This window comes from Wenyingzhuangia sp. IMCC45574, assembly GCF_054182685.1.
Genome location: NZ_CM135169.1, coordinates 3,297,518 through 3,319,591, shown reverse-complemented (window position 1 = coordinate 3,319,591; position 22,074 = coordinate 3,297,518). Strand labels below are relative to the sequence as shown.

At 30.2% G+C, this 22,074-nt stretch carries 20 protein-coding genes; 9 read left to right on the top strand and 11 right to left on the bottom strand.

The annotated features are described in order from the left end of the window. Positions 1-2: 2 nt before the first annotated feature. The 4 genes from ACXHHC_RS14090 to ACXHHC_RS14075 all read right to left on the bottom strand — a co-directional run bounded on the left by ACXHHC_RS14090 (position 3) and on the right by ACXHHC_RS14075 (position 6,803). Positions 3-2,249 (bottom strand): alginate lyase family protein, encoded by a 2,247-nt coding sequence (locus ACXHHC_RS14090; protein WP_458227010.1) that lies wholly within the window; start codon positions 2,247-2,249, stop codon positions 3-5. A 12-nt stretch (positions 2,250-2,261) separates the two neighbouring features. Next, the gene (locus ACXHHC_RS14085; protein ID WP_458227009.1) at positions 2,262-4,601 is read right to left on the bottom strand and encodes a polysaccharide lyase 6 family protein; all 2,340 of its coding nucleotides are present in this window, start codon (positions 4,599-4,601) and stop codon (positions 2,262-2,264) included. 235 nt (positions 4,602-4,836) lie between these two features. Beyond that, complete coding sequence (locus ACXHHC_RS14080; RefSeq protein WP_458227008.1) at positions 4,837-6,264, bottom strand: CCA tRNA nucleotidyltransferase; 1,428 nt, start codon at positions 6,262-6,264, stop codon at positions 4,837-4,839. After that, positions 6,264-6,803, bottom strand: a complete 540-nt coding sequence (locus tag ACXHHC_RS14075) for an L-threonylcarbamoyladenylate synthase (RefSeq protein ID WP_458227007.1) — start codon at positions 6,801-6,803, stop codon at positions 6,264-6,266. The genes ACXHHC_RS14080 and ACXHHC_RS14075 overlap by 1 nt, the downstream gene beginning before the upstream one ends. 44 nt (positions 6,804-6,847) lie before the next feature. On the opposite strand from ACXHHC_RS14075, the gene ACXHHC_RS14070 reads away from it, so the two are divergent. After that, complete coding sequence (locus ACXHHC_RS14070) at positions 6,848-8,683, top strand: ABC transporter ATP-binding protein (protein WP_458227006.1); 1,836 nt, start codon at positions 6,848-6,850, stop codon at positions 8,681-8,683. 80 nt (positions 8,684-8,763) lie between these two features. Here ACXHHC_RS14070 and ACXHHC_RS14065 read toward each other — a convergent pair whose 3' ends face one another. Both ACXHHC_RS14065 and ACXHHC_RS14060 read right to left on the bottom strand, forming a co-directional pair. Continuing rightward, positions 8,764-9,930 carry a hypothetical protein gene (locus ACXHHC_RS14065; RefSeq protein WP_458227005.1) on the bottom strand — a complete coding sequence of 389 codons (1,167 nt, stop codon included), beginning with the start codon at positions 9,928-9,930 and terminating at the stop codon, positions 8,764-8,766. Between the two features lie 391 nt (positions 9,931-10,321). After that, complete coding sequence (locus tag ACXHHC_RS14060; RefSeq protein WP_458227004.1) at positions 10,322-10,504, bottom strand: hypothetical protein; 183 nt, start codon at positions 10,502-10,504, stop codon at positions 10,322-10,324. 291 nt (positions 10,505-10,795) lie between these two features. On the opposite strand from ACXHHC_RS14060, the gene ACXHHC_RS14055 reads away from it, so the two are divergent. From ACXHHC_RS14055 to ACXHHC_RS14035, 5 genes are read left to right on the top strand one after another with little or no spacing between them, the layout of a single operon-like run. Further along, a complete protein-coding gene (locus ACXHHC_RS14055; RefSeq protein ID WP_458227003.1) occupies positions 10,796-11,545 on the top strand; it encodes a hypothetical protein in 750 nt (249 codons plus the stop codon). After that, positions 11,539-12,420 (top strand): hypothetical protein, encoded by an 882-nt coding sequence (locus ACXHHC_RS14050; protein ID WP_458227002.1) that lies wholly within the window; start codon positions 11,539-11,541, stop codon positions 12,418-12,420. The genes ACXHHC_RS14055 and ACXHHC_RS14050 overlap by 7 nt, the downstream gene beginning before the upstream one ends. Further along, positions 12,411-13,241, top strand: coding sequence for a polysaccharide pyruvyl transferase family protein (locus ACXHHC_RS14045; RefSeq protein ID WP_458227001.1), 831 nt, complete (start codon positions 12,411-12,413; stop codon positions 13,239-13,241). The genes ACXHHC_RS14050 and ACXHHC_RS14045 overlap by 10 nt, the downstream gene beginning before the upstream one ends. Further along, positions 13,238-14,113, top strand: a complete 876-nt coding sequence (locus tag ACXHHC_RS14040; RefSeq protein ID WP_458227000.1) for a polysaccharide pyruvyl transferase family protein — start codon at positions 13,238-13,240, stop codon at positions 14,111-14,113. The genes ACXHHC_RS14045 and ACXHHC_RS14040 overlap by 4 nt, the downstream gene beginning before the upstream one ends. Then, complete coding sequence (locus ACXHHC_RS14035) at positions 14,113-15,123, top strand: hypothetical protein (protein ID WP_458226999.1); 1,011 nt, start codon at positions 14,113-14,115, stop codon at positions 15,121-15,123. The genes ACXHHC_RS14040 and ACXHHC_RS14035 overlap by 1 nt, the downstream gene beginning before the upstream one ends. Here ACXHHC_RS14035 and ACXHHC_RS14030 read toward each other — a convergent pair. The 3 genes from ACXHHC_RS14030 to ACXHHC_RS14020 all read right to left on the bottom strand — a co-directional run bounded on the left by ACXHHC_RS14030 (position 15,110) and on the right by ACXHHC_RS14020 (position 18,007). Continuing rightward, positions 15,110-16,027: a glycosyltransferase family A protein gene (locus tag ACXHHC_RS14030; protein ID WP_458226998.1), complete on the bottom strand. Its 918-nt coding sequence runs from the start codon at positions 16,025-16,027 to the stop codon at positions 15,110-15,112. The two genes, ACXHHC_RS14035 and ACXHHC_RS14030, sit on opposite strands and share 14 nt — an antisense overlap. A 318-nt stretch (positions 16,028-16,345) precedes the next feature. Beyond that, on the bottom strand, positions 16,346-16,753 hold the full coding sequence (locus ACXHHC_RS14025; RefSeq protein ID WP_458226997.1) for a hypothetical protein: 408 nt from the start codon (positions 16,751-16,753) through the stop codon (positions 16,346-16,348). Between the two features lie 138 nt (positions 16,754-16,891). Then, positions 16,892-18,007, bottom strand: a complete 1,116-nt coding sequence (locus ACXHHC_RS14020; protein ID WP_458226996.1) for a glycosyltransferase family 4 protein — start codon at positions 18,005-18,007, stop codon at positions 16,892-16,894. Between the two features lie 114 nt (positions 18,008-18,121). Here ACXHHC_RS14020 and ACXHHC_RS14015 point away from each other — a divergent pair, with 114 nt between their 5' ends. Beyond that, positions 18,122-18,940, top strand: a complete 819-nt coding sequence (locus ACXHHC_RS14015) for a glycosyltransferase family 2 protein (RefSeq protein ID WP_458226995.1) — start codon at positions 18,122-18,124, stop codon at positions 18,938-18,940. On the opposite strand, the gene ACXHHC_RS14010 is transcribed toward ACXHHC_RS14015, so the two are convergent. After that, on the bottom strand, positions 18,937-19,812 hold the full coding sequence (locus ACXHHC_RS14010) for a GT-D fold domain-containing glycosyltransferase (RefSeq protein WP_458226994.1): 876 nt from the start codon (positions 19,810-19,812) through the stop codon (positions 18,937-18,939). The genes ACXHHC_RS14015 and ACXHHC_RS14010 overlap by 4 nt on opposite strands. A gap of 28 nt (positions 19,813-19,840) precedes the next feature. Then, a complete protein-coding gene (locus ACXHHC_RS14005; RefSeq protein ID WP_458226993.1) occupies positions 19,841-20,632 on the bottom strand; it encodes a glycosyltransferase in 792 nt (263 codons plus the stop codon). Between the two features lie 110 nt (positions 20,633-20,742). Here ACXHHC_RS14005 and ruvX point away from each other — a divergent pair, with 110 nt between their 5' ends. Beyond that, complete coding sequence (ruvX, locus tag ACXHHC_RS14000; RefSeq protein ID WP_458226992.1) at positions 20,743-21,171, top strand: Holliday junction resolvase RuvX; 429 nt, start codon at positions 20,743-20,745, stop codon at positions 21,169-21,171. A gap of 27 nt (positions 21,172-21,198) precedes the next feature. Further along, positions 21,199-22,074, top strand: coding sequence for a glucose-1-phosphate thymidylyltransferase RfbA (gene rfbA / locus ACXHHC_RS13995; RefSeq protein WP_458226991.1), 876 nt, complete (start codon positions 21,199-21,201; stop codon positions 22,072-22,074).

Sequence of the window (22,074 nt, the reverse complement as noted above, 5' to 3'; positions counted from 1 at the left end):
ATTTATTTTTTTGTTTGTTGATAATGATAAACTCCTTTCCAGCTATATTTTTTATCCTTAATTTTTACACTATGTTTCTTAGTAGTATCTCTGCTATTGTTTGCTATAATTAATAATCCAACTACTCCTTTTACTGTCTTAATAGAAACTGCCGTGTAGTATTTATCATCATATACTACAGCTACTTCTGCAATATTGCTATTTGCTCCTTTGGAAAACTCAGACACATAACTATACCCTCCATGAGGTTCTATAATACTTGCAAACACAGTATTCTTAGCCTTTCTACGAATCATAAACCCTGGATCTCTTCGTAAATTAAACTCAGGATCATTCGCACCAATTCTAGTTAATAGCAACTCATCTTCTAATTGGTTCGCTGATGATATTGTGTAAAATGTCTGCTTATTTAAAAAGGTAAATTGATGGGTCTCTTTGCTAGCTTTCCCTCTTCCTTCTAGCCACAAATGCTGATACCCATTTTTTTCTCCTAATGCCTGTAAATTCTTAGGTGTTTGGTAACTAAAATTAGTATTGATAATTTGTCCTAAGTAGTAAAAAGGAAAATCATATTCATTTTCTTTTTCTGCGGTAACTTTCATTACATCTAGTACAAAAGGCTTTAGATCCTTTAACTTTATAATTGCCTGAGTTCTTTGCATTTTAGTCCCAGCGTAAGCATTTTCTTCTTCAGCACTAAGAATCTGAAAATCTTCGTTCTGAATATCTGCAAATAACAATTCTGAATGGTGTTGACTTCCTATTTTATACTTTCCTTTAAAGTGAGATGCTCTGTTTTGTATAACGGTGTTATGAGCAATACTTTGCTTAGCCCATGTTTTATTTTCTTTTAAATAATTTCCTCCTCCTTTTTGTTCTATGTTTACAAATCTTGCCAATCCGTAATCCTGAATAATCTCATCTCCTTTGGCATACATAGAAAAAGAAAGTTTATCATAATGTCCATGACTCAGTCCTTGTGCTGCATACTTAAAAACAACTGTTATATCCTCATCTCCATAACGTAGTACACCAACACCTCCCTGTTTCCCATCCATTCCATCAGAAAATAAAATAGACTTCTTTGCAAATTCTTTATTTTTCCCATCTCGTATAGCCAACGCAACCGCCAAACCAGCATCACTTAACAATACTCTATTTTGCTTTTTAGAAATACCCAACAACGCAGGATTTTTATCCCCAAAATAATAAGCCGTATTGATCGCATTTACCAACTCTCTAGAATAATAAGACATTCCTTTTTGCCCATCGTTCAATGGGAAAAAATTACCCGATGCATCTGTTAAGTTTAACAAAGCATCTACAGATTTTAGTAAAACTCCATTTTTATGTTCAAAGATTTTTAATGATGGTTTTGCATTTTGCAAAGCTTGTGCAAATGCTAAAAAAGGATACATGGCATAACGTTGGTAGTAAGGCCCTTCCGTATAATATCCGTCTGGTGAAAAAGGCTCGTCTATATTGGCTAAAAAACCTGCTTTCTGTCCTTCTTTTTTAATAAAACCTCCGTCGTTATCTCTAGCATCTGGAGACAAACCATCGTTTTTAATTCCATACAAAGCTCTATCAACCAATTCATCATCATTCATAACCAAACCAATCATTCCAACAGCTGCATTTCCCCATGTACTATGATTGTGTACACGATTAAAAAACTGAGGATTCTCTATAGAGATAAAATCAGCAAATGGTTTAAATAAGTTTTTTTCTAATTTTCTTCGCTCCTTTTTAGACAACCAATTATAAATACAATCGTAAGCTTGGCTAGTGTACACCAGCCAATTAGAGTCGTTTAGACATTGCCAAAACAACTTTCCCCTAGCATAAGATCTTGTTTGCGGATGTAATGGTAAATCCTTATACATTGCCTCGTACTGAAACAACATATCGCGAACATACACAGCATATTTTTCGTCGTTTAAAATCTGAAACAACAAACCTGCTTTTTGCATGTTTAAGTAGTTCTGCTTGTGTTTTTCGTGCGTGTAACCTCCTGAGTAATCTTTGGGAGTTGGAGTATCAATTCCTAGAGCTATTACAGCATCTACTTCTTGCTGTACTCTTTGTAAAGTTGCATCAAACACAGGCACGCTTCCTAATTCTTTTCTAATGCTTTCAACACCTTGTTGTGTCAAAATCAAAATTGGGTGTTCTTGAGACCTAATCTCTGTAGAAAAGATACAACCTAAAAAGAATAGAAATAATACGATATTGTGTTTGATGTTCATTTGGGTAGACATTTATTGAATTGAATGTTTTAATCCTATATCTTGTCCATTGGTCCCTTTATTTCTCAATGGAGACTTTTCTGACAATTCATAGGTGTTTGGGTTTGAAAACTTTGGGTTAAAACTCCAAACGTTTTTTACGGTATACTTTTGATCTCCAGTAATTGTTAACTTTTCTGATTTGTAAAAATTATTATTTAAAACCTCTACTACAGGCTCACCAACTACTAAGTGCATTTGCACCCCCTTGCTCTCTTTAAAAATATTGTTTTTTAACTCAATTTTTTGCACTCCGTACAAAGAAATTGCAGATTTAGCTTTGTTTCTTTTGTTATTTCCCACATTATCAAAAACCGAGTTTTCTAATTGTAAGAAAGGTCCATAAGTACTTTCATCTGTACCTCCTCTGTATAAGTTAAGAACAGTACATCCTATGTTTTTAAACGAATTGTTCTTAAGGATTACATACTCCCCATTATAAATACCTATATCATCTGTTTCTTTGTCTAACGCAATTACAGACCCTGTAACATCTTTAAAACTAGAATTGGTAATGCTTATGGTATCTGCAAACGTATTCTTGTAAACTTTAATAGCATCAAAAGCATAATTAATATCCAAGTCTACAAAGTCACAATCGTTTACAAATAAATTGTAATTGGTATTCATTGAATACTTACTTGTAGAAATTACAGCGTTTCCGTTATCATCTGGAGATTGTTTTCCATTTAAAACTAACCTATTCAATTTTAGTGCACCGTAGTTATTAATCTGAAAAAGATATTTCTTTTCAAAATAGACTACGGATTTCTTTTCTCCTGATGATCTTACTGTAATGGGATGATTTACTTCAATAATTTTACTATTTCTGTAAACTTCCCCTGCTGTAAGCTCTAAGATATCCCCCTCATTAGAACTTAAAACTGCTTCTACAAGTGTATTCAATCCTGGTTCAACTTTTATTACTTTTCCTGACGACAAAGTCACTTTTGTATCTGTCTTAGAATACCAACTTGCTCCTGTATTATTTTTGGTTGGTAAATCCTTAGACAAGGTAGCCCCTACTTTTACAGTTCCTGCTGGAATTAAAAAACCAGATTTATTTCTTTTAAAATCTAAAACTTGCTTTTTAAATCCTTTTGGAGTTAAAGGTTCTATATTCTTACTAATTACATTATTAGTAAAGGCAATTCCACTAATGTCATCATATGCTTTAAAGACATTGTTTTTATGTTCGTTGTAAAAAATATTATCAGCTACAATAGAATTCTCAGGAGTTGCACTACGTTCTTTATCGCTACCTGCACACAATTGAACATTGGCACAATTTACAAACGTGTTATTCTTTACTACTGCATCTTTTACTTGGTGGTAACGATTGATAGGAGAATTTGGAACCCCATTCATAATTACAAAAGCACCTCTAAAACGACTTCCCATTAAACCTTCTGCGTAATTGTTAACTACCTTTTGCTGACCGTTAATTACTCTAATCCCTCCTGTACATGGTTTGTTATTTCCAAAGAATGCATTTCCTTCTACCAAAGTTCCATTCCCATGTCTCATAGTTAACGTTCCTCTACACTCATAAAACACATTGTTCTTATAAATATTTTTACACGATTTATTAGAAATGGTTTCGTGCTCACCATCACATCTATCAAAGTAATTATACTCCACTATAGTTTTAGAATTAGACAGCGAGTAATGACTTGTACCAATACGTAAGGTTTCTCCTCCATTAGCCCCCAAATTTGGTCTTGGCCCAAAGTAGTTGTGATCTATTCTGTGATTGTTCTCCTGACTCTCTTTGCTATTCAAACGAACAATCATAGTAACGCCTTTATTGTTTTTACCAGCCAAGTGACAATGATCTACCCTGTTATTTTTTCCATACAACGCTACCCAAGTATCTGTTTCGTGACGTTCGGGATTGCTGTAGTTTTCTATTACACATTCCGTTAGTCTACAATTACTAGCTAATGTTTTTTTATCCTTTTTAAATGTTATTACCTCATTCGTAGGTGTAAAACCGTTCTTAAAAACCAACCCTTTTACTACCAAATGGCTTCCTGCAATTCTTAAATTAGAATTTCCACTTAAAATAACCTTTCCACTATCTTCCGATCTTAAAACAATTGGTTGTTCTTTGGTTCCGTTTGCATGGAATAAAATCTCTGTATTTTTCCACTCCCCATTTGCCAAAACGATCTCATCTCCTGGTTGAGCTTCGGAAATTTTTTGTTGCAATTCTTCAATCGTTGCAATTGCATTTGATTTTTTTGAAATTTTTTCCGTACACGCTAGTAATAAAAAACTAGCTGCTAGTATGATGTATTTGATTTTCAACATAAATAAATTGGTTTACCAGTTTGGTTTACCAAATATACTTGTTAATAATCATTAAAACAAAAGAATATTTAACAAAAAGTATCTTCTATTGATAAATAGCCATTTATCACACCTCATTTTTAATTATTAATACTTTATAAAACCTAGGTTTAGGCATCATTATTTAACTCGAAGACACAAAAAAAGTCGAAGAAAAATTTCTTCGACTTTTAATAAGTTTTTATGTATTTAGCGGTTATTTTTTAGGCTCTAGCCCTAACTTTTCACCTCTTTTTAGCATTAATTGATAAGCCTCATCGTAATTATTGGCTATTTCTCCATCTAAAATAGCTTCTTTTATGTGGTCTTTAATCTGACCAATCTCTCTACATGGTTTTAAATTAAATGTCTCCATAATCACCTCTCCAGAAATTGGAGGTTCAAAATTACGAACATGATCTCTTTCTTCTACTTCTTTAATTTTGTTGCGAACAATCTTAAAGTTATTGTGGTATTTTTTAAACTTAGCAGGGTTCTTTGTTGTAATATCAGCTTCGCATAAGGTCATCAAACTTTCAATATCATCCCCTGCATCAAAAATTAATCTTCTTACTGCAGAATCTGTTACTTCGCTTGCCAATACAATAGGCCTAGAACTTAACAATACCATTTTCTGAACAAACTTCATTTTATTATTCAAAGGTAGTTTTACCCTCTTAAACAATTTAAAGACCATTTTAGACCCCACAAATTCGTGGTTATGAAAAGTCCACCCTACTTTTTTACTAAAACGTTTGGTAGGAGCTTTTCCTATATCATGTAACAAAGCAGCCCAACGTAACCAAACATCATCTGTATTTTCCGAAATATTATCTACCACTTCTAATGTATGGTAAAAATTATCTTTATGCTTTTGCCCTTCTACTTCTTGCACTCCTTTTAGAGCGGTTAGCTCTGGTAATATTTGATGTAACAACCCCGTTTTTTCTAAATGAAGAAACCCAATGGAAGGTACCGGAGATTCTAATATCTTATTAATCTCTACCATTACACGCTCACGAGTAATGATTTTTAAGCGTTCTGAATTCTTAGAGATAGCCTCTAAAGATTCTTTTTCTATCGTAAAATTTAATTGAGTCGCAAAACGAATAGCTCTCATCATTCGCAATGGATCGTCCGAATAGGTTATATCTGGATCTAAAGGAGTACGTATAATTTTAGCCTGTAAATCATCAACTCCTCCAAAAGGATCTAATAAATTTCCTAATGAAGCTTCGTTTAAAGAAACTGCCAATGCATTAATGGTAAAATCTCTACGGTTCTGATCGTCTTGTAAACTTCCTTCTTCTACATGAGGATTTCTACTATCTTCCGTATACGATTCCTTACGCGCACCTACAAACTCCACTTCTATATCTTGATAACGTAACATGGCTGTTCCATAGGTTTTAAAAACCTGAACCTTTGGTTTGTTAGGTAACAGCTTAGCTACCTTTAAAGCCAAGTCTATACCACTACCTATTGCAACAACATCTACATCTTTAGCTGTTCCACGTTCTAGAATAAAATCACGCACAAAGCCACCTATAACATAGGCATCTACATTTAGTTCTCCTGTAGCTTGTGTAATAAATTTAAAAACAGGATGTTGTATAGCAGTTTTATAATTTTCTAAAATTTGCATTAAGGTCTAATTACGGTTACCTGATTACTTTTTGTGACTTTTATGATGGTAGAAGATTTTTCACAAATTTTATCGTGGTGCAAATCTACTATATAATCTACATTGTCCAAAATAGCTTGACTTATTTCGGAAAATTGCTTTGGAGTGGCTTCTCCGCTAATATTGGCCGATGTAGAAACAATGGGTTTCCCAAACTCTTCTATTTTCTGTTTACAAAACTCATCCGAAGCAATTCTTATAGCAATGGTATTGTCTTTACCAATAGCATTCTTTGCAATTCCTATAGGAGCATCGTACACAATAGTTGTAGGCTTTTCAGATTTTTCTAAAATCTCAACAGCCTTTGTTGGTATATTGTCTATATACTGTTTTAGCATATCTATAGAAGCTACTAAAATTACCAAGCTCTTTGTTTCTTCTCTTTTCTTAATCTTATAAATTTTTGCGACTGCTTCTTCCGAAGTAGCATCACAACCTATCCCCCAAACCGTGTCCGTTGGATATAGAATTACTCTATTTTCTTTTAATTCATTAATCACAATGCAAAAGTACTATATTTGTTGATATTTTATTACAACGATAAATGAACAACTTTAAACGTTTCGTTAGATACGCAATACCCTATAAATCAACCGCTTTCTTAGGAATTTTCTTTAACATACTTTACGCATTATTTACTACGCTTTCATATGTAATATTAATGCCCATGTTAAATGTTCTTTTTGGTGACACTGAAAAAATACTTATAAAACCTATATACCCTGGTATTAAACACTTAAGCAAAAATTATTTATCTGATTTACTTAATTATTACGTCACTTTAACAAATCAAAATCAAGGACCAGAGCAAACACTTATTTATTTAATTAGTTCTGTGGTAATTGTGTTTTTACTAAAAAACATTTTTGCTTACTTAGGTAGAATTTCTATGACCTTTTTAAAGAATGCTGTGTTAAAAGATTTAAGAAACGAAATTTACGGTAAAATTATAAGCTTGCCAGTTTTCTACTATTCAGAAAAAAGAAAGGGAGATATTATTGCAAGGGCAACTGGGGATATTGGAACTGTAAACTCTACTTATTTAGACCTTATAATTACTTACATAAGAGAACCTTTAAATATTGTTTTCACCTTAATCGTAATGTTTAACGTTAGTTGGAAACTTACTTTGGTAATGTTTGGATTTATTCCTTTGTCGGGTTTTATTATTTCTTTAATAAGCAAAAAAATAAAACAACAGTCCAAAGAAATTTTTGCAAAAGGAGGGAATTTATTAGGAATAATAGAAGAAACCATTAGTGGTTTAAAAATTATTAAAGCCTTTACTTCTGAACTATTCTTTAATAAGAAATACCTAAATGAAACCGAAGAGATTAGAGTTTTAAGTAATAAAATGGCTGCTAGACAGTCTTTAGCAAGCCCTATAAGTGAGTTTTTAGGAGTACTCTCTATTTCTTCTCTACTATGGTTTGGTGGTAAAATGGTTTTAATTGATCATGTTATGACTGGGGGGATATTTATAGGTTTTATGGCCTCTGCTTATAATATTTTAACTCCTGCTAAAATATTATCTAAAGCCAACAATGCTCTTAAAGTTGCAAACTCGGCTGCAGAACGTGTGGTAGAAGTTTTAGATACACAAAACGCATTGGCAGACATTAAAAACCCTACAGAATTGTCTCAATTTAATTCTAAAATAGAGTTTAGAAACGTTTCTTTTAAATACGACGAACAATATGTATTAAAAGACTTTTCTTTAACCATTCCTAAAGGAAAAAAAGTAGCATTGGTTGGACAATCTGGTAGTGGAAAATCTACTCTTGCTAATTTAATTACTCGTTTTTGGGATGTAAATGAGGGAGAGATCTTAATTGATGGTACGAACATTAAAAATGTTAAAACGGACACCCTAAGAAAATTAATGGGAGTAGTTACTCAAGATTCAATTTTGTTTAACGACACCATTAAAAACAACATCGCTTTAGGGATCGATTTAAAAGGAGACAATACCAAAGTAATAGATGCTGCAAAAGCTGCACATGCACATGAATTTATTTCGGACTTTAACAACCAATACGATTCTATGGTTGGCGACAGAGGAGGAAATCTTTCTGGTGGACAAAGACAGCGTGTTTCTATTGCTAGGGCTATTTTTAAAAACCCTCCCATTATGATTTTAGACGAAGCAACCTCTGCATTAGATACTGAGTCTGAAAAATTGGTACAAGATGCCTTAGAAAACCTAATGGAAAACAGAACTTCTCTGGTAATTGCCCACCGCTTGTCTACCATACAAAATGCAGATACTATTGTAGTAATGAAAAAAGGTAAGATTGTAGAACAAGGAACTCACGAAGAATTAATTAAAGCTAAAGGAAATTATAACAAATTAGTAGAATTACAGAGTTTGGAAGGATAAATTGTTATTTTAAATAACGTTAAAATCCCCTTTAGAAAATATAGTTATTTTCTAAAGGGGATTTTTTTACAAATAAACTTTTAATCTAAAGACTTCTTTGCTCTTTCTATTAGATCATTGTAAAACACTAAGCTTGGAGGCCTAGAATTTGTACATGATCTAGCGTCTTTTATTTTTGCTTCTACGTTACTCTTAGCCATATGTAGCTCATCTAAAAGAACACCATCCTTTACCAAGGGAATTACAGCTTTCAATTCTGTTAAAATATCTGTCCATTCTTCTAAATGAGACAAACAAACGTTATAATATAATCTAAACTTGGAAAGAAAATCACGATAATTATATACAATATCTTCGTAAGATCTTAAACTAAAGCCTACTGACGGTAATTTGTCTGAATTGCTACTCGCATACTCTACAAACTTAGAAATTTCGTCATCTAACTCTTTAACATTTCCGGTTAAGGAGATACTATAGTCCGGCAAATTTGTGTGGTAATCGTAATTGACTTCTAACTTCGAAAATACGTTTTTCTCAAATTCTGTTAACTCTTCTCCAAGTACATGTTTTTTAATAATAGACTCAATTTTATTCTTATTTAAATCTAAAACATTTGAAAAATCATATACGTAAATAATCGACATATTAGCTCCACTAATATTACTACCTACAAAATAACGCCCATATATTTTATCAAATTCCCCTATACCCTTTTCCTCAATTATGTTAACCACTTCTTGTTTAAATTTTGGAACACCAACAATTGCATGATGCTTTAACTCCAAATGGGCTTCTCTAAGAAGGTATATTTTAGAATCTTCACTGTTGAAGAATTGTAATAAAAAATCTCTATATGACTTTTCTATCTTTTTATGATTCAAGAAATCTCTATCAGCTTCTATGGTAATAACGGAACTAGTTTTCCTTGCAATAGCTTCTTCAAAGTCTAAACCAAAAAAATCAAGATCATAATAACTAGTTATTGAACTCTGAGGTATAATACTAATCGTACTCATATCTAAAGGATTTCCTTTTTCTTCCTTTTTTTCCAAATTATATCCAATACCTAATTCAGTAGTACTTAAATCATACAGTATTGCATTATTTTCATCTATTGCACTTGGAACTTCATCAGGTGTAGGAAGAAATACAATTTCTTCCTCTATAGTTTCTGTACTGTTGTTATTACACGAAACAAATAATGTTGCTAGAAATAACATAGCAACTGAAACCCTTAATTTAATCATCTTTTGTAGCTTTTTTTATTAACAAATTTACTCTTTCTTATTCAAAACAGTTAGCTTTTAAAATCAATAATTTGTTAATAAATTTAGTTCCAAACAATGTACCAAAACAGACCTAAGATACTATTGTAGTAATAAAAAAAGGTAAGATTGTAGAACAAAGAACTCACGAAGAATTAATTAAAGCTAAAGGAAATTAGAACAAATTAGTAGAATTACAGAGTTTGGAAGGATAAGTTGTTATTTTAAATAACGTTAAAATCCCCTTTAGAAAATATAGTTATTTTTAAAGGGGATTTTTTACAAATAAACTTTTAATCTAAAGAATTCTTTGCTCTTTCTATTGGATCTTTAAGAAAATCAAAGACTAGACTTTTCGTTTAAAAATTCGATGTTATCTTTTAATATATACATTGATATTAGAAGAATTACCATTTGCCCAAATCTTAGCTACTTCCTCTATACCACCTCCATTAAAATCTCCAGACAACCAGTGTTGGTTAGAATTAAACCCACCTAGATTTCTTACCCAAATACTTGTTTCAAAATCACTACCATTTGAAAGATGAGCACTCATATTAGAAACTCCTCTATTAACCCATACTTCTGATTTGACCTACAACCTATTTTAAAAACTAACATTTATCAAACACATCTGCTGTGTTTTTAATAGTAACATACTCTAGTAAGACATAATTAATAAATTGGAAAAGTTACAAGGTTTGGAAAATTAGGCTGTTTTTATTTCCTCCTCTATTATTGGTTCATCATAATTATTCAACCCTTTTTTATTAGTAGACAATAGAACATCTAGTTCTCATTCTAATGTTTAATAACTAACTTTGATTAAAATATAATTCTTTACAAAATGAATAAAACTTGTATTATTTCTGGAAGATATACTAGTACGGATTTTGAATCACCTACCAATCACAAAATGTACGCAGATAAATTCGGATATGATTATATACATTGTAATTGGCCTACAAAAGCTCAGAATGTATATTTAAACAAAATTTATTATATATTATCATACATTGAAAAGTATGAATACATAATTTGGATTGATGACGATGCTTTCTTTTGGGATTTTTCAAAAGATATAATGCTATTTAAACCAATAGGATCAGATTTAATTTCATTTTGCAAAAGTCCAGATTATAAAGAATTAAAAACAGAGTTAAGTTCTGGACAGTTTATTACAAAATGTAACAGCACAACCAAACTTTTTTTTGAAAATATCTTGTCAACCAAACTTTCAATTGTAAAAGCATGGTGGAAAGATGAGTATGGATATTTCTCTAATGGAGATCAAGATATAATGATATATTTACTTTATAATAACCCTGAAAAATTTCCTTTCAAAAAATATAATTACAAAAAATTCAATAGTAGGTTCGAGAACCTATATCAAACAGAGATACACAAACCCTTAATTTTACATTTTACTGGAAGACCTGAAATAAAAAAAAACAACTACAATAAAGTACAAGAGAAATATCTTTTAAATCCAGCATTGGTCAAAAAAGAATTTACGGAAGACTATCACTTAAGATTTAAAAGAAGAAAGAGTAAGCTCTCTAGAATTTTTAAAATTATTTTTAAAGAAAAATGTTAAAACTATATAAATCTTCTAAAGAATCTTTACCAAAAGGGTTACTTAAAGTATTAAATGATACTAATATTACTTTTAACCCTAGTTACGTAGAATTAGGAAATAAAATTTATGTTACAATTAGAAAGTACGACAATATTAACCAAAAAGTTTTAGCTTTCTTATACATTTATAACATTAAAGAACAATCAATTAAGGAACTAAACTTAAGCGAATTCCTTAAACATAAAATAGACAAAGTATCTGATCCCAAAATTTTCTTACTTAATAAACAACCTTGGATTAACATTAACAACGGACATACTCAAAATAAGGAAAACACTATTGCCATAATTGAAGTTTTAAATGATAATGATTTAAATTACTATGAATGTCTATATACGGAAAGACAAAAAATAGAAAAGAATTGGGGGTTCTTCATGTATCAAAATAAAATCCATTCTTTATACAACATAAATAAATGTGTTGTCTTAAAAGAATACAAAAGAGAGGCTCATCAAATTTTTTTCGAACAGATTTATAGTGATAAAACTAAAAGTAAACATACAATTGGTACCCCTCTAATACAGAACTCTACAACCGAAAATATATTTATTGGACATAAAAAAGTTTATTTTTTAAAAAAACGACTATACCTTGGTAAATGTTTTAGATTGATTATCAACGATAATAAATTTAAAATTTTATCCGAAAGAAAACTTTTAATTCACTCAACAAAACAGTTATTTGGTTCTAAGTTTAAATTGAACCCAAACTTAATATCCTGCACCTATTTTTCTGGTTTATTTAAAAAAAATGATTCCGTAATTATTGGTTATGGTGTAAATGATATCAGTTGGAATTTAATTAGAATTAATTTAAAAAAACTATGGAAATAAAATCTTACTTCTGGAATTCAAGAAAATCATCTCTGCTTAAATACTACTTTAGTAACAAAAAAAAAACATATTTTAGATACGGAAATGTAGGTGATATATTTAATATTGATTTGATTAATTTTCTTTATCAAAAAGAAATATCCAACTCTAAATCTCAAAACTCAAAAGCATTATTTGTTGGTTCAATTGCCTCAACTATTAAAAAAAATGACTTGATTTGTGGTATTGGATGGAAAGGAAATGACTTATCCGAAATTTCTGAAAATATATCTAGCTCAACTGTATATGGAGTTAGAGGCCCAAAAACGCTTGAATTGTTTAAACGATTTGGAGCTAATATAAAAAACAATTGTTTTCAAATGGATCCTGGTATATTACTTCCTGAAGTTTGTGGGATTAATTTAAATAACAACACTTCTGAGAACACTGTATTTATTCCCCATTATAATGATTATAAAATCTACAAAAATAATTTCCCAAAAGAATTTAAAATTTTAAATATTGATACTAAACCTAAAAACATCGCCCTAGATATCGCTAAATCATCAGTTGTGTATTCATCTTCTTTACACGGTATTATATTTGCACACGCTATGGGTAAAGAGTGCGTCTTTGTAAAACCTCTATCTAATGAACCTTTATTTAAATATGACGATTATTTTTTATCCCAAGGAATTCATACTCCGCATGCTATTAATAGCATTCATAATTTTAACTTTAGAAAAGATAAAACAACTTTTTTAGAAAAAAAAATAACTCTTAACGACTTTAGCTTTCCTAGTATTGAAGACCTAATTAAAAATAATTCTGTGATCTTATGAAATTAATTTCTTACAAAAACAAAAATGGTAATTTCGGTGATGATTTAAATAGTTATTTGTGGCCTAAAATATTTGGCCCTAAATTTTCTGAAAATGAAAATATAGCTTTTCTTGGAATTGGCTCTATATTAACGGAAAACAGCACCTTCATAAAAGAAGCTAGTCTATTTGATAATAAATTAATTTTAGGAACTGGGGTTAGATCATTAAAAGAAAACTTAACTTTTGATGAAACTTGGGATTTTTCTTTTCTAAGAGGCCCATTAAGTTCTTTTAAAATTACAGGTAGTTTTAATAACTTTATAACGGACTCAGCCTATTTTTACGCTTTACTTGATGAGTATAAAAAAGTAATGAAACTACCTAAAAAGCATAAAATAAGTGTCATCCCTTATTTCAAATCTATAGACTTAATTAATTGGAAAAAATTTTGTGATAAAAATAACTTAAACCTAATAACACCTTCTAATTTATCTGTAGAAGAGTTCATCATACAAGTAGCAAGTAGCGAAAGAGTTTACGCGGAAGCTATGCATGGTGCAATAATGGCTGATATTTTAAGAGTACCATGGAAAAGGATAAAATTTAATGCTCATTTTTCTGAAACAGAAGTTGTTTCAGAATTTAAGTGGCATGATTGGTTTGGCTCTATAAATCTACATAATGTAGAAAATATTAGCCTATACAAGAGACCTATTCCATACAATGAACAAAATTTATTTAAAAAAGTAAAAAGTGAAAAAAGGTTTTTCAAATTAGGTAAAAAACTTACTCATAATAATAGTTTTTATCTATCAAACGAAAGTCGTTTCACTGAAATAATAACACAACTTCAAGAAAAAAGATCAGAGGTATTAAAAAAGTATTTCTAATGAACATCGCTATTGTAGAAATTAACGATTGGCATGCAGAATGTGTTGTTTCTCATGTAAAGAACTTAAAAAAAAGTTCCTGTAACCTTACTGTTATATGCCATAGAAAATTAAAAGAAAGCTTAAAAAGTATTAGCAACGATTGCGCTATTATTTATTTAGATTTTGGTAAAACTAAATCTGAAATTAACAGCAAATTTGAACTCTGGAAATTTCTATATAAGCAAAAGTTTGATAAAATTGTATTCAACACTGCAGAAAAAAAAGCGTGGAAAATTATTTTACCTCCATACCCCAAAAAAACAGAATTAATTGGTTGTGTTCATAATCTCCATCGTTTTAAAACACATACTACTCAAAAATTAATTGGAAAAAAACTCGATAAAGTTTTGGTATTAGGAGACTATCTTTTAAAAAATTTACCTCCAAAGATTAAAACAAAAGCACATACTTTTTATAGTATATATTACCCAGAAAGCAATTACACCCTAAAGAAGCCAGCAAATGAAATTTGGATTGTAGTTCCTGGAACTGTAGACTCTAAAAGAAGAGATTACAAAGCTTTAACCCAAGTAGATTTACCAGTAAACTCGCCTATAAAAATTATCTTATTAGGAAATTCTACTTCTCCAAAAGAGCAAGAAATTGTTGCCGTATTAAAACAAAAAAGCTGGTGTATTACTTTTGATGACTATGTGAATGATGACCTTTTTAATGCTTATATAAAAAATTGTGATTACCTACTAACTCTAATCCATCCTAACATTTCTTTTTACCAAGAATATTTAGCTACTAAACTATCTGGTAGCTACAATATAGCTTGGAGTTTTGATAAAACGTTGCTTATGGAAGAACAATTTAAAAACACAGAAATAGTAAACAAAAACGCTATTTTCTATAAGCTAAATAGCCTAAATAACACCTTAGAACACTTAGAAAATAAAAAAGGTACTTTTGGACTAAGCAAAAAAAACATTGTAAAAGAATATCTTATATTTATCTATTCTTAAACAACCTTTTTCTATACTTTACGTAACCTATTAGTATAGAAATAAAAACAAAAGGAATTTTTTTATCAATGGCCCCTTTAAAAATTGCTATTGCATTTTTACCATTATAAAACTCAAACTTAGCATAATACGAATTATGCCTTAAATAAGCTATAATAGATTTTTTTTTGTAGTAATTTAATTCGTTATAAAAAATAGCATTAGACAATGGATATTTAAACAACTGTTTTTCGTTGTTAATACTACAAGTAATTCCTCCTTGTAAATATTCTTTTGCCATTAATTTATCATTACTAACACCTACAACCCCACCATTATGACATAACCGATTATGAATAATGCTCATCCTCATATTTTCTTTCTTTATAATGGGAAATCTATGTTTTTTTAATTCCTCTGTTAAGAAAACAATTGTTTTATCTCCTTTTATCTTGTGTTTAAAACGAAGATCGTATAAACTCGCATATTTTAATCCTTTAGGAAATTGACTTCCTATCACCTCTTTACTATGATGGTCAATGGCTAAAAAACGCATACCTACCATATTTATCTCCTTACTACTATAAGCCTTCCATCTTTTTTCTACGGTCTCTAACGCATTTGGCAAAATATAATCATCAGAATCTAACTCAAATGTGAGCACACTTTTTAATAAAGGAATTCCATAATTATAAGCACTAGATTTTTTTCCATTTTCCTTTTTATGATATACAATAGGGTATGTAGCAGTTTTTAAAACTTCTTTCACTAAATCTTCAGTATTATCAGTAGAACCGTCGTCTACTATTAATACATTAAAGTTTCTAATAGTTTGTTTCTCAAGACTGTTAAATAACCTAGGCAAATATTCACCTCTATTATATGTAGGTATAAAAACAGTTATATATTCTGAACTTAAATTCATAAATTGACCTCTGTACTTGTAACAATTTTATTAAACGTCGTCATTATAAAGGGGCAAAATTTAACACCTCTAACTATAAAGAGTTAAATTAAGTATAATAGTTGCGTAAAATCACTTAGCAATTTTCAGTTTGCAAAGTTACCACTTTAGAACAATACAATGTAAAAACTACGTATTTTTTATCCCACTACTTAAATTATGTTTACCAAAAAGAGTACTGTACTGGTATTTTTTGACAATTAAATACAAAACAATAGAGATGATAACGAGATAAATGTTTAATAAAAGATAGCTATTAAAAAAGAAAAAGGTAACTAACTATCTATATGCAAATAGCTTAACAGAATTCACTTTTCTTTCAAAGTTGTAAGTTCCTGTATTTTTTATAATTTTTTCAATTAGGGAAACATCTTGACTATGCTCTTCATCAAACGGTAAGTCTAAGTCTTCTATATAACCTGTTTCTAAGACAAATTCTTTTGGAAACTCTATCCATTCTACTTCTTTGTAGGCAATAGTCCCCATAAAATTCGTTTTAGATGCTGGGTGCTTTATAGATGTAAAAGCTAGTTCATCATTATACACCAGCTTATAAAGAACAAAAACTTCTTCTAGTTGCTCTGTTAATGCCAAAGCTAACTTATACCATTTACCGTCTGTCATATAAGAGACCCAATATTTATCTCTTATTATTTCATTTAGTTTTTGTTTGTCTTCAGATTTCATTAAGCAACTTTCATTTAAACTTCTATTCTGATGGAACATTAGCTTTGTACAAATATTATATTCAATTTTAACAACCGATTACCGTACAAATATATTGATTTAACCATCGAAAAGACATTAATATAATACAGTAAAAAATTAACTATTAATAGCAACCATGGCTAGATTGTTTATTTTTTCTATTTGTTTAGACTGTAAATAGTTTTCCTTTATATGTATTCTTGCCTTTTCCCCTAACTCTTCTGCTTCTTTCCTATCTTCATAAAGCCTTAGCATATAATTAGACATTCCTTCAACATCTTTCTCATCAACTAAAAAACCTGTTACCCCATGAACAACAACATCATTAATACCACCGTGTTTAGTACTAATAATAGGTAAACAAGACGCACTCGCTTCCATAATACTTACTGGTGTCCCTTCCATATCTCCATTAGGTGCAGTAATAGAGTGCTGTACAAAAGCGATAGAAGACTTCATTAATTCTGACACTTCTGTTGGTTTTAAAACCCCTGTAAAATTTATATTTTTTTCTATCCCTAAGGCCTCTACTAGCTTTACACATTCTGGATATAAGCCCCCCTTTGAACCAGCCATTATTAACCTAGCTTCAGGGTATTTCTTTACAACCTCTTTAAAAGCTTTAATAGTGTAAAGGGGTCCTTTCTTTACTGCAAATCTACCCACTGATAAAAACTGATTCTTTCTTGTAATACTTTCATCTGGCTTAAACCTCGTTATATCCACACCACAAGGAATCACCTCTATCTTACTAGATTCCGCTCCATAACTAACAAGTTTTCTCTTAATTTCTTGTGAAACAGCAATTAGTCTTGTGTTATAGTTAAATAACGTTCTATATTTACTTAAATATTTTTTAAGTATTTTCTTCTCCGTTGCATCATGCCCATGAAAAATTACTACTAAAGGAATGTTAAGTGCCTTACAAACAGGCACCATATGAGAGCCTGTCGTCCCATAATTACATAAAACAACATCAATCTTATTCTCATCTAAAAACTTCTTCATTCCATAATTACTAAAGAAATTATTCCTTCCAACAATTCCCTTTATTACTTTATGCATTATCCAAAAAAAATAAGGACTTAATAATTTTCCATCTTCTGATCTTTCTGGAAAACGACTTGTATGAACAGTAAACACCTCTGAGAATTTAGAAAAACCATCAATTTGATCTTTAATAAAGGTTTCTGAATATGAAGTTTTTTTAGTTCTAGTTATACAAATTCTCATTATATAATTCTTTTAAAGTATATGCTATTAAGCCTTTTTTTATTTGTTAATCCAAAAGTACAATTTATTGATACAATACTTTTATTTTTGCATCAAATAAAATTCTATCTGAATATGTTTAACAAATCTATTTCTGTAATAATTAGCACGTATAATTCCAAAGAATGGTTAAAAAAAGTACTGATTGGTTATAACCAGCAAACTTTACAAAATTTTGAAATTGTAATAGCTGATGATGGATCTAGAGAGGATACCAAAGAAATGATAGAAAACTTTGAAGCTCAATATCCTATAACTCATGTTTGGCATGAAGATAATGGTTTTCAAAAATCTCAAATACTAAACAAAGCTATTTTAGCTTGTAAAACAGACTACATAATAATGTCTGATGGTGATTGTATACCTAGAAAAGATTTCATTGAAGTACACAACACACATAAGGAGCCTGGATACTTTCTATCTGGTGGTTACTACAAACTAACCATGACTATTTCTGAAAAAATAAACCAAGAATATATCGAAAATCAAGCATGTTTTAATTTAAAGTGGTTATTAGATAATGGATTAAAAAAATCTTTTAAAAACAACAAGCTAAACTCTTTTGGAAAAAAGGCCACCTTTTTAAACTGGGTAACTCCTACAAAAGCAACTTGGAATGGACATAATGCTTCTGGATGGAAAAAAGATATTGTAGCTATAAATGGGTTTGATGAAAGAATGCAATATGGAGGTCAGGATAGAGAACTGGGTGAAAGATTGGTAAATTTAGGTATAAAATCTAAACAAATTCGTTATAGTGCCATTGTTATACACCTAGACCACCCTAGGGGATACATGAATAAAGAAAGTTGGGAAATTAACAATAACATCAGAAAAAACACCCGAAAAAATAAAATTAATTTTACTCCGTTTGGAATAAAAAAGGGAGATTAGTTAATCTGTCTTTGTATATAATATCTTATATTCTTTAATAAAAAAGAAACTCTTTGTTTTAATGAAATTTCTAAGGCTCCTTCTGGTAAAACTTTCTCAATTTTATGTCCTTGTCTTTTAATCCATCCTCTTGTCTTCTTTAGACCAACAGCATCTATTATAGAACCAAAATCAACAACAAAACATCGTACTCCTGCATTCCATAACCTTGTAGCTACCACATTAGAAGAACTCCCAATAGAAGGGATAATTAAATCAACATCCCTTGCATATTTTTCAACACTGGGCCACCACAAATCTATTTCTTCGTAAGCGCTTTTAAAAGGAGTTTGTACATAATAATCAATTTTACCAAACAATTTCTCTGCATCTTCTTTACTTGCTCCACCTATAAACATCTTCTTTTTGGGTCTAATCTGCTCTTCTAAAAAGCTTTTTAGCTCTTTAGGCTTACGAACTAGTTTACAATGAATAATACACGGATTATGATAAAGTGATTTAAACTTTAAAGACCTTTCAGCCATAAGTTTAACCATATCATCTTGCCAATTAAATCTTTTGTAAACTCCTTGAGCCCAATATTCATCAAAAGGATAATTAATTGGGAGAGAAATTAAGTAATCTTTGTGATCTATGGTAAAAGACTCTTGCAGTTCTTTAGCTAAACCAGGATTAAAAACATAATTTCTATGATTATGCCCCATTAAAGTCTTAAACTCACCATCTCCAAAACGAACAAAATAAAAAGGTTTATTTTCCTTAAACCTATTTACCATCTCAGAAAAGCTATCATTAATAGACATGACTTTAGGCTCTACCTCTTTAGGTAAATCGTATTTCTTTTTTAATAGATAACATTTTAAAGGTTTCATTGAGTTATGATATGATTTGCTTAAATTCTTATTTCTTTATTCCATTTTTACAAAAGTAAAAACCATCTCTTTTTTTCTTTTCCATAAGAGCAACATTAAAATCGTTATCCTCTTTAGAATATTTATGGTCATGGTAAATGTGATAAACTACTGCAATATTTTTCACCCATATACTCTTAACGCCATTTTTTTGTAATCTCCAGTTAACATCTGTATCCTCTCCTACAGACGGCTTTACATAATCCTCATCAAATCCATTTACATTTATAAGAGACTGCTTATCTATTCCCCAATTACAACCTAGCAATCCCTTTACTTTTTTAGAAAAAGTTATAGGTCGCTTAGGAGAATATATAGCTTCTTTTTTCTTTGTAGAATCAGAAAAAAGTATCCCTTTAAAAGATAACTTTTTAAGAGAATTGGTTTCTTTAATTTCTTTAGAAATTTTCTCACCCAACATTACTCTTCTTCCTTTCATCAAAGTATTAGGCTGATAAAATTTAATATAATTTTTAATAAAATTTTTATCTGGAATACAATCTCCATCTATAAAGATTAAAAAATCACCATTAGAAGCAATAATTGATTTATTTAACATAGAATTTTTTCTAAAACCATCATCTATCACTTGGTAGGTGTGAAGAATTCTAAAATTATATTTATTACTATTCTCATTAATATACAAAGGAGTTTCTGGATTATTATCATCTTCAGAAATTACTACCTCAAAATCTTTTACAGACTGATTTTGTAAAGCTAAAAGTATTAGCTTTAAATTATCTAAAGCTTTGTAATATGAAATTATAACAGATATTTTCATTTATTAATTTTGGTTAAAATTTACCTAACTCCAAAGAAGACCAAAATTATAAAAAAATACCACTTATAAATAAATTAATATCATATCATTCCTTATTTTCGCATTTAATTATGTTAAAGGCTGAATTTAAAATACTTTCCATCGATTATGGTACAAAGAAAACAGGAGTTGCAATTTCTGATACCTCCAAAACTTTTGCTTTTGCACTAGATACCATTGCTACCAAAGAACTTTTTGCTTTTTTGCAAAAAATAACAAAAGAAGAGAAGATTGATACTTTTGTTATTGGAGAACCGAAACAAATGGATGGAAGCCATAGCGAAAGTGAAGTTCACATTAAAGAATTTATAAGCAAGTTAGAAAAAACATATCACCATATTCCTATAAAAAGGTTTGATGAACGTTTTACCTCTAAAATGGCTTTTGACACGATGCTTGCAAGCGGAATTGGAAAAAAGAAAAGACAAAACAAAGGATTGGTAGATAAAATTAGTGCTACTATTATCTTACAAGAATTTTTAAATACGCTACAAAAATAAGTACATTCACTCTACAGAAAACTTACCATGAAAGGAATTATACTTGCTGGAGGGTCTGGCACAAGATTGTATCCACTAACAAAAGCAACTAGTAAACAGTTATTGGCTATCTACGACAAGCCAATGATATACTATCCGCTATCTGTACTTATGTTGGCAGGTATTAAAGATATTTTAATTATTACCACTCCCGAAGACACCGTACGTTTTCAAAACTTATTAAGTGATGGAAGCCAACTAGGAATTCATATTTCTTATGCAGTACAACCCAAACCAGAGGGTTTAGCACAAGCATTTATAATAGGTAAAAACTTTATTGGAACAGACGATGTTGCATTAATTTTAGGAGATAATATATTTTACGGACAAGGGTTCACCAAACTGCTTAGAAGTTCTATAGACAGGTTGCAAACCGAAAAAAAATCGACCATTTTTGGCTACTATGTCAACAATCCTCAACGCTATGGTGTGGTAGAGTTTGATGAACATAGCAATGTTCTTAGTATAGAAGAAAAGCCCGAAAATCCTAAAAGTGACTATGCTGTTTCTGGACTGTACTTTTACCCTAACGATGTTATTAAAATTGCAGAAGACATTCAGCCAAGCGAACGTGGAGAATTGGAAATTACAACGGTAAATCAAGTCTACTTAGAAAAAAACAAATTACACGTAGAGATAATGGGAAGAGGCTATGCTTGGCTAGATACTGGTACGCACGAATCTATGTTAGAAGCCAGTAATTTTATACATACCATAGAAAAAAGACAAGGTTTAAAAATTGCTTGTATAGAGGAAATTGCTTTTGAAGAAGGATATATTAACAAAGAACAATTATTAGTTTTGGGTGAAAAAATGAGTAAGAATGAATATGGACAATATTTAATAAAGAAAGCTAATAAATAA